We start from the raw sequence: 8,208 nt of genomic DNA, 5'->3' as shown, positions 1-8,208 counted from the left end.
CTGAACCTGTGGTACCCGACAAAAACGCCGGCCTCGTGCCGGCGTTTTTGTTTGCACACTTCCTTGACGCCGGATCGTCCCAAAGTGCGCCTGCCTGTGCAGGTATCCTTACCGACCATCGTGATCCAGACAGCGACCCATTTATGAGCCAGCCCTCTTTGCACGTCATCGTCCTCGCCGCCGGCGAAGGCAAGCGCATGAAATCAAAGAAAGCCAAGGTGCTGATGCCGCTGGCGGGGCGGCCGCTGTTGGCGCATGTGCTGGAAACGGCGCGCGCCTTGCACCCGGAAGTCATTCACGTCGTTTACGGGTTCAACGGCGATCAGGTGTTGGCCGTGTTCGACGGCCAGCCGGACCTGCAATGGGCTTTGCAGACTGAGCAGCTGGGCACGGGTCATGCGGTCGGCCAGGCGTTGAGCAAGGTGCCAGATCAGGCGCGCGTACTCGTGCTTTACGGCGACGTGCCCCTGACGCGCGCCGAAACCCTGCAGCGCCTGGTGCAAACCGACACCAGCTTGTCCATGCTGGCGACCCGCGTCGCCGACCCACATGGTTATGGCCGTGTCCTGTGTAACAGCAACGGTTTTGTGCGCGCAGTAGTCGAGGAAAAAGATGCCGACGATACGCAGCGCGCCATCAACTTGATCAATACCGGCATCGTCGCCGCCGATGCGGCAGCGTTGAAGCGATGGATCGCCAAGCTCGGCCGCAACAATGCACAGGGCGAGTATTACCTCACCGACATTTTCCAGCTGGCAGCCGAGGAAAATCGTGCCGCGCAATGCATCGAATGCGACGATCCCACGGAAGCCGCCGGCGCCAATAATCCTTGGCAGCTTAGCGAGCTGGAGGACGCCTATCGGCTGCGCGCCGTGCAGGCGCTGATGGCCGAGGGCGTGCGTGTTGCCGATCCTCGGCGAGTGGATGTGCGCGGCAATGTCCGGGTGGCGCGTGATGTGGAAATCGACATCGACGTGATCCTGGAAGGCGATGTGCAGCTCGGGGAAGACGTGCGCATCGGTCCATACTCGCGCCTGAAGGACGTGCACCTCGCTGCCGGCACCATCGTGCATGCGCATTGCGATATGGAAGGCGTCGTGACGCACGGGCCGTGTCTGATCGGCCCGTTTGCACGTCTGCGCCCCGGCACTGAACTGGCGGCAGGCGTGCACATCGGCAACTTCGTGGAAGCGAAAAAAACACGCATCGGCGAGGGCAGCAAAGCCAATCACCTTACTTACCTCGGCGACGCCGTCGTTGGCGCGCATGTCAATGTCGGCGCCGGCACCATCACCTGCAACTACGACGGGGTAAACAAATTTGTCACCACCATCGAAGATGGCGCATTTATCGGCTCCAACAGCGCGCTGGTCGCGCCCGTAACCGTCGGCGCGCACGCCACCATTGGTGCAGGCTCGGTGATCACGAAGGACGCCCCTGCGGCAGAGCTCACCGTTGCGCGCGGTCGTCAAACGACCTTGCATGGATGGAAGCGGCCTGAAAAGAAAAAATGATGGGCTGCAGCCATCGATGCCACGCCACGCCTGGTAAAGGGCATCCTAAACAACATGATGTGGGCAGCGTAACGCTTCTACGGGCGCCAGATGAAAGTCATCTCGGCGCGCTCATGAGGACCGATGCAAGCAAAAGGAACATCGATGCCGCGCTGACCAGCGACCGGCGTATCTACCTGAACCGCCACCCATCGATCTCCACCAACAATTCGCGCCGGCACACGTCGCCATGCATCAACAACACGGGTACACCAGGCAAGCGGCGCTGTAGCTTATCCCTCACGCGTGCGGCATCGGTTGCATGACGTACATAAGCCTTCAACGGCGAATGCGTGTCGAAACCTGCGGGCATGTCCGCCGTGGCGAGCAGGGCGTCCAGATTGGCCAGCGTCTCATCGAGTTGCGCTTCCGGGTCCCCCTCGTGTGCGGACGTATGGCCAACCACCGCCGCCGTACCTGAAATCGCCAACACATCACGCGCGGGCATCAGCATGCCGCGTGTAAAGCCGGGCGATGTGCGGCCGTATTGCCGCGGATAGTGCCACGCGCTCGTTTGACGGGGATTTTCTACAGCTGCGCCGCCATCTATGCATGCGAGCAAATAGACTTGCAAAACCGGAGCGCGATAGTGATGACCAATAGCCGTCGCGGCCGGAAAGCCCTCCGCAAAGAAATCGTTCGAGCCCACCGCGCGTCCGTCGCAAAATTGCTTGTAACGTTCCACGTCACCTTCGCCGAGATTGATATCAGCCATGTAATTCCAAATGCGCAACACGTAACGCTCATGGCGCGTGCGCATGAATTGCCGCAATTCGGCATAGGCCTGGCGGGCCGCAGCTTCGATGCCACCTGTTGCGCGTTCGTCCAGCTCGATCGAGGCGAACAGCCAGCCGCCGCCGGCAGACCAGCGCACGTTGTGCTGACGGCCGCAGACCACATCGCCATCGACTTGCCATACTTCCAACGGCGCAGGAGCATCGAAGCATTCCAGGGGAACGCGCAGCCAGCGGGGATCGTCGCTGTCAGGCGCGCCTGCTCCGAAACCGAACGCTGCCAAGGTGCCGCCCTCGGCCAAAGCCACCGGGAGCGTCGTCATGCGATACGTCACGCGGGGGGTGCGCGGCAGGGTGGGTTTGGCCTGCAGATTTTCGCTTGCCTGAACCATGCTTGGAAGCAGCAACCGGGGACGAAAGACCCCTATGTTACACTGGCGGGCCACCCCTGCTGCCTGGGGCTGGCCGTGCATCCGGAGCATCGAAACCAAGCATGTCCACGCAGACCGCTGCCGAACACGAACTGGCCACCCTGATCGTGGAAGCGCTCAATCTAGAAACCCTCGACCCTGCCGCGATCGATCCGCAAGCGCCGCTGTTCGGTGGCGACCTGGGCCTGGATTCCATCGATGCCCTGGAAATTGCCCTGGCGGTTTCCAAGCGCTATGGCATGCAGCTGCGTTCGGACCATTCGGATAACCAGCGCATCTTCAGCAGCCTGCGCGCGCTTTCCGAATATATTGAACGCGAGCGTACAGCTTGAGGCTGCATTAATCCGCCTGACCACTGGAACAGGCATCATCGTCGTGATCTTCCAGCAGTGTTGCGCACGTGGATCTGCCTACCTCCAGCCAAGCCATCTATCAAAGGGCGCTTTGCGTTGCGCCGGAGCATCCCTGTCTTCCCGGGCATTTTCCTGGCCATCCATTGGTGCCGGGGGTGCTCTTGCTCGAACACGTGGCGCAGGCACTGCATGACTGGCGCGGACAACGCCTCGCGGGTATCTGCGAAGTGAAATTCCTTGCACCGCTGCATCCTGGTGAATCGGCAGAACTGCAACTGCAAGATCATGCCGGCAAGGTGCGGTTCGAACTGCGCCGTGACGGTCAGATGCTGGCGCGCGGTGTAGTGGAGGGTGCAGCAGCATGAGCGGTCATTGGCAGAGCCAGCGCGAAGGCGGTAATCGCTTCTGGCTAGGCGTATTGGTGGCCGCTGCGCTACGTTTTGGCCATGGCTTCATGCGCCGCTTTCTTTATCTCATCAGCTTGTATTACTTCCTGCGCCGCGGTTCCGAGAGGCGCGCCTCTCGTGACTATCTCACGCGCCTATTCGGCCGCCGCGCGAGCTTTTGGCGGGTGTTCAAGCATATCCACTATTTCGCCACGACCTTGCTCGATCGCATCTATCTGCTCGCACATGGCGAGCGCGATTTCGATATCGAAGTGACGGGACTGGAGCAGCTTCAACACTACATCGCGCAAGGGCGTGGTGTATTGCTGGTCGGGTCACATCAGGGCAGCTTCGAAGTGCTGCGTGCGCTGGCGGCGCGTTGTCCCGAAGTGCCATTGCGTGTCCTGCTGGACAAGCAGAAGACCCCGGCCATAACCGAACTGCTGGAATCCTTGGCGCCAGACGTGGGTGCGGCGGTCATTGACGTTTCACAGGGTGGCGCCGCCGTTACGCTGGCGGTGGCCGAAACCTGCCGCTCGGGTGGCATGGTGGCGCTGCTGGCCGATCGTGGCCGTGCGCATGAAACACTTAGGCGCGCGGACTTTCTCGGTAAGCCGGCGCCGTTCCCGACCGGCCCGTGGCTGCTGGCCAGCACGCTGCAGGTGCCGGTGATACTGTGCTTTGGCCTTTATCGCGGCGGTCGCCGTTACGCGTTGAGTTTCGAGCTCTTCACGGAGCGCGTGGACCTTCCTCGCGAATCTCGCCACCAGGCGCTCGATCATATTCTGGACCGTTATGCACAACGTCTGGAATACTACGCGCGGCAGGAGCCATACAACTGGTTCAACTTCTATGACTTCTGGCAGCAGGACACGGTACAGAACCCGATGGTCGCTGCGCGCGCCGTGCGTGAAGCATGAGCCTGCTGACACAGGAAGCCTGGACCGCTCTCATCCCGCATGCCGGGGCCATGGCGCTGATCGACGTGGTCGTGGCGTGGAATGCAACCTCCATCCATGCAACAGGCGAGCGGCACTCGCCGGATGAGCACCCTTTGCGCGATGCGGCGGGTCTGCATGCCGTCCATCTGATCGAATACGGGGCACAGGCCGCAGCCGTGCATTCGGCGCTGCTTGGCGGTGTGGATGTGCGTGATGGCAGGTTGGTGAGCTTGCGTGACGTTCAATTGACGGTCGACTACGTAGACCTTGCGCGTGGCCGTCTGGACGTCCAGGCGCAACAGCTCGTGGCCGACCAGCGCGTGGCGCAATATGCGTTCCAGGTCGAGCAGCACGGGCGGCTGCTCGCGTCGGGGCGGCTCATGGTGATGTATGCCGTGACGTCTTAGCCTGCTGACCCGGGTGGTCTTGCACCTTCTGACAAGCTAAGCAGCGCGATGAGAATAGATGTCATCGACGATCAAGGGTGCTGCCCTGGAACGCGTGTAGCTCGCCCAGACCTGTCCGTACCGAAATACCTGCCTGGCGGTGTAAAGGGCAATGCGCATCACATCGCGTACCGGGCTGAAGTGGCTCAGGCGGAACGATCCGTCATAGCGCGAAGCAATCGGCACCGAAACAATACCTAAGCCTTTGTCGCGCGATGCTGCAATCAACACGGCGGCTTCGAACACGAAATTTTGCGCATCCAGCTCGACAAGATCCAATGCGTTGCGTGGATACCAACGCTGCCCACTTTGGGTGTCAGCCACCGGCTGCGCGCAAGCCCACGAAATGGCCCAGTCCGCCAGCGCATTGGCGCGGCGACGTCCCTTTGGTTGCTGCTCGCGCTGCAGCAGGCGCGCGCCGATGACGATGTGATCAGGAAAGCGCTGGCCCACATCAACCAGGCGCGGGATATCTTCAGCCAGGTGCTGGCCGTCGCCATCCATCGTTGCTACGGCGTCGAAGCCTTGCCTCAATGCTTCGCGGAAACCCGTGCGCAACGCTTCGCCCTTGCCTTGGCGATGGTCATGGCGCAGCAGCGTAACAGGCAACGCGCTGACGATCTCCGGTGTGCGATCGTCAGAGCCGTCGTCGATGACGATCACCGGCACGCCCAGGCGCAATGTCGATTTCACCACCGCACCGATCGCCTTTTCCTCGTTGAGGCAAGGGATCAGCACACACCAACGCGATGCACTGTTCACGCGTTCGTCTCCATTTGTACGTGCAGCCCAAGCTGGTCCGCGGCGACCAGGACACAGTCGCCATCACCATTCGCCAGCATGGCCAACAGCGGTAGACCTGCCGCGGAAGAGTTGTCTCGCATCCACGCCAGGCACTCGGCAGGCAGAGGCGGGTGACGGGGTGCGGACGCCGTCGCAGCAAGACGCAATCGCGTGCCTGTATGCGTGCTCGGCGACACTACCAATGCGCAGCCAAAGGCGCTTGTACACCCGATCAACTCACCGAGTGGACCGATACCCGCGGAGTCACTACAGACCAGCAACACGGGACGGTCTTCGGCGCGGGCAAGTACGGCTGCCTCCAGCAGGCCGGCGCCGAAACTTGCGTTGCCGGCGCAGATCGCGCTGGAGGGCGCCCGGCAGGCGGTGGCAATCGTCCAATAACCGGCCGCAGCGTTATGCACGGCATTGTGGAAGCGCGTAGGTGAAAGCTCGGTGGGCACGCGTGCCAGTACGCGGCACATGTAATCGGTCGTGGCCTGGTCCCCATAGGCTGAGGCGAATACGCAAGCCAGATTTTCCATGGTGCGTCCGCTCAGGGCGATTGCCTGGGAAGCGGCTTCGATGGCGACGAGTACGCTTTCTGGCGCGCGCCGGCGTTCGTTTGGCGACAGCGCGGCAGCAGCAGGGCGTATACCCGGTGCGGCAGGCATGCCACCGGCAAGCAGGTGGCGCAAGGCGTTGAAATCAGCCAGTTGCGGCGACCACAGGCCGATGCCTTCCACCTGAACAGTCAACGTGTGCATGCGTCACGGTCCGCACAGGCAAAAGCCAGACATGCATTACTGCCGCCAAAGCCGAACGAATGGCTGAGTGCGACCTGCAAGGGGCGTGTTTCGTTATGCCATGCAAAGTGTTCCGAACAAGCCGGATCAGGTTCGCTGACACCCGCGTTGCCCGGCACAAAGCCATCGCGCAATGCCAGCAGCGTAATGACCGCTTCCACGATACCGGCTGCGCCCAAGGTGTGTCCGGTCAGGCCCTTGGTGGAGCTGACGCGCGTGTGGAGAGGAAACATGCGCGCCACCAGCCCAGCCTCCATCGCATCGTTTTTCTGGCTCGCCGTGCCGTGCAGGTTGATGTAATCCACTTGCGTCGCATCGAGTCCTGCGCGGTCGAAAACATCGCGCAGGGCGAGCTCCGCGCCGACGCCCAACGGATCTGGCGTCGACATGTGATGGGCATCGCTCGATTCGCCGCAGCCCAGCAGATGCAAGGGCGCATCGGTGTGCGCGTCGATACGCTCCAGCAATGCGAAACCGGCCGCTTCGCCAATCGAGATGCCACGCCTTGCAGCGTCGAAGGGGCGGCAGGGTTCGGGCGATACAAGCTCCAGCGCGTTGAAACCGAACAAGGTACTGTCGCATAGCGAATCGACGCCGCCCACGATGGCTGCATCCACCAGCCCCAAGCGAATGAGCCGCTGCGCACTGGCAAACACTTTTGCGCTGGAAGAGCATGCCGTGGAAATGGTCATGCAGGGGCCTTTGATATCCAGTGCCGCGGCCACGAAGGCGGTCAGCGAATGCGGCGTGTGAATGCTGGTGCGGTGCAGGTCGGCCGGCAGCCGCTCGTTTTCCAGGCGCCGGTAACCCTCTTCGGTCGCGCCGATGCTCGCCGTCGACGTGCCCAACAACAATGCCAGCCGCGCCGCGCCGTAGCGTTCCCGCGCCGCACGGGCCTTCGTGAGGAAATCGTCTTGCTTCAAGCCAAGCCAGGCAAGGCGGTTGTTGCGGCAGTCCCACTCGGCATAGTTGCTTGGTAACGCCACGTGTTCCACGCCGGCCACACGCCCGATCCAGCAGGGCAACGGGGCACTGCTGAAATCGTTCGTGCGCAGGCCGCTGTGTTGCTGGCGAAGCGCCTCAAGGTGCGCATCCAGGCCAAGACCCAGCGCGGAGGTGGCGGTATAGGCTGAGACTGCGAGCGGAAGAGTAGTCACACGCATGTCATGAGCCTAGCCACGGGACTGGGGCTTGCCTAGATGCTGTCCGGCGGCACGGTGGCTGGCGTTCATTGATATAGCTCAGGTTCCTGCGAACAAGCTCTTGCTAAGCTTGCGATCCTGACCCGCAGCGCCGGATGGATGGATGAAGAGCGAGCAAGTCGAACGCGTCGAACATTTTCTGCATGAACTGCAGGACCGCATCTGCAAGACGGTTGAACAGGTCGATGGTCAAGCGCGTTTTGTCGAGGATGCATGGAGCCGCCCCGGCGGTGGCGGTGGCCGCACGCGCGTGCTGCGCGAAGGCGCCGTGTTCGAACAGGCCGGAGTGAACTTCTCGCTGGTCCATGGGGACAAGCTGCCGCCCAGTGCGACGGCGCATCGCCCGGAATTGTCGGGCGGGGGCTTTATCGCCACCGGCGTATCGCTGGTATTGCACCCGCGCAATCCCTACGTACCCACCACGCATGCCAACGTGCGCTATTTCGAGGCGCAAAAAGAAGGGGTGGAGCCGGTGTGGTGGTTTGGCGGCGGCTTCGACCTGACGCCGTTCTATCCTTTCGATGACGACGTGCGGCATTGGCACACCGTTGCACACGACCTCTGTGCGCCGTTCGG

The 8,208-nt window shown here is 62.1% G+C and carries 10 protein-coding genes; 6 read left to right on the top strand and 4 right to left on the bottom strand.

What is annotated here, in order from left to right; all coding sequences use genetic code 11:
* Nucleotides 1-143 precede the first annotated feature (143 nt).
* Nucleotides 144-1,514, top strand: coding sequence for a bifunctional UDP-N-acetylglucosamine diphosphorylase/glucosamine-1-phosphate N-acetyltransferase GlmU (gene glmU / locus VMA74_RS07480; protein WP_325366011.1), 1,371 nt, complete (start codon nucleotides 144-146; stop codon nucleotides 1,512-1,514).
* Between the two features lie 172 nt (nucleotides 1,515-1,686).
* Here glmU and VMA74_RS07475 read toward each other — a convergent pair whose 3' ends face one another.
* The gene (locus VMA74_RS07475) at nucleotides 1,687-2,679 is read right to left on the bottom strand and encodes a pteridine-dependent deoxygenase (RefSeq protein WP_325366010.1); all 993 of its coding nucleotides are present in this window, start codon (nucleotides 2,677-2,679) and stop codon (nucleotides 1,687-1,689) included.
* A 101-nt stretch (nucleotides 2,680-2,780) separates the two neighbouring features.
* On the opposite strand from VMA74_RS07475, the gene VMA74_RS07470 reads away from it, so the two are divergent.
* The 4 genes from VMA74_RS07470 to VMA74_RS07455 all read left to right on the top strand — a co-directional run bounded on the left by VMA74_RS07470 (nucleotide 2,781) and on the right by VMA74_RS07455 (nucleotide 4,805).
* A complete protein-coding gene (locus tag VMA74_RS07470; RefSeq protein WP_325366009.1) occupies nucleotides 2,781-3,050 on the top strand; it encodes a phosphopantetheine-binding protein in 270 nt (89 codons plus the stop codon).
* A gap of 68 nt (nucleotides 3,051-3,118) precedes the next feature.
* Entirely contained in the window at nucleotides 3,119-3,436 is a 318-nt protein-coding gene (locus tag VMA74_RS07465; protein ID WP_325366008.1) for a hydroxymyristoyl-ACP dehydratase, read from the top strand.
* Nucleotides 3,433-4,377 carry an acyltransferase gene (locus tag VMA74_RS07460; RefSeq protein ID WP_325366007.1) on the top strand — a complete coding sequence of 315 codons (945 nt, stop codon included), beginning with the start codon at nucleotides 3,433-3,435 and terminating at the stop codon, nucleotides 4,375-4,377. Before VMA74_RS07465 ends, VMA74_RS07460 begins: the two co-directional genes overlap by 4 nt.
* The gene (locus tag VMA74_RS07455; protein ID WP_325366006.1) at nucleotides 4,374-4,805 is read left to right on the top strand and encodes a phosphotransferase; all 432 of its coding nucleotides are present in this window, start codon (nucleotides 4,374-4,376) and stop codon (nucleotides 4,803-4,805) included. The genes VMA74_RS07460 and VMA74_RS07455 overlap by 4 nt, the downstream gene beginning before the upstream one ends.
* 36 nt (nucleotides 4,806-4,841) lie before the next feature.
* On the opposite strand, the gene VMA74_RS07450 is transcribed toward VMA74_RS07455, so the two are convergent.
* Genes VMA74_RS07450 through VMA74_RS07440 form a run of 3 tightly spaced genes read right to left on the bottom strand, consistent with a single transcriptional unit; the run spans nucleotide 4,842 to nucleotide 7,593 of the window.
* Entirely contained in the window at nucleotides 4,842-5,606 is a 765-nt protein-coding gene (locus VMA74_RS07450) for a glycosyltransferase family 2 protein (protein ID WP_325366005.1), read from the bottom strand.
* On the bottom strand, nucleotides 5,603-6,391 hold the full coding sequence (locus VMA74_RS07445) for a beta-ketoacyl synthase chain length factor (protein WP_325366004.1): 789 nt from the start codon (nucleotides 6,389-6,391) through the stop codon (nucleotides 5,603-5,605). Before VMA74_RS07445 ends, VMA74_RS07450 begins: the two co-directional genes overlap by 4 nt.
* Complete coding sequence (locus VMA74_RS07440; protein ID WP_325366003.1) at nucleotides 6,379-7,593, bottom strand: beta-ketoacyl-[acyl-carrier-protein] synthase family protein; 1,215 nt, start codon at nucleotides 7,591-7,593, stop codon at nucleotides 6,379-6,381. Before VMA74_RS07440 ends, VMA74_RS07445 begins: the two co-directional genes overlap by 13 nt.
* 142 nt (nucleotides 7,594-7,735) lie before the next feature.
* Here VMA74_RS07440 and VMA74_RS07435 point away from each other — a divergent pair.
* The coding region (locus tag VMA74_RS07435) for a coproporphyrinogen III oxidase (RefSeq protein ID WP_325366002.1) at nucleotides 7,736-8,208 on the top strand (473 nt) is incomplete at its 3' end.

Source organism: Dyella sp. (genome assembly GCF_035508675.1).
Taxonomy (GTDB): domain Bacteria; phylum Pseudomonadota; class Gammaproteobacteria; order Xanthomonadales; family Rhodanobacteraceae; genus Dyella_B.
Note: the sequence above shows the minus strand (reverse complement) of the source record. Positions and strands in the feature narration are given on the sequence as shown.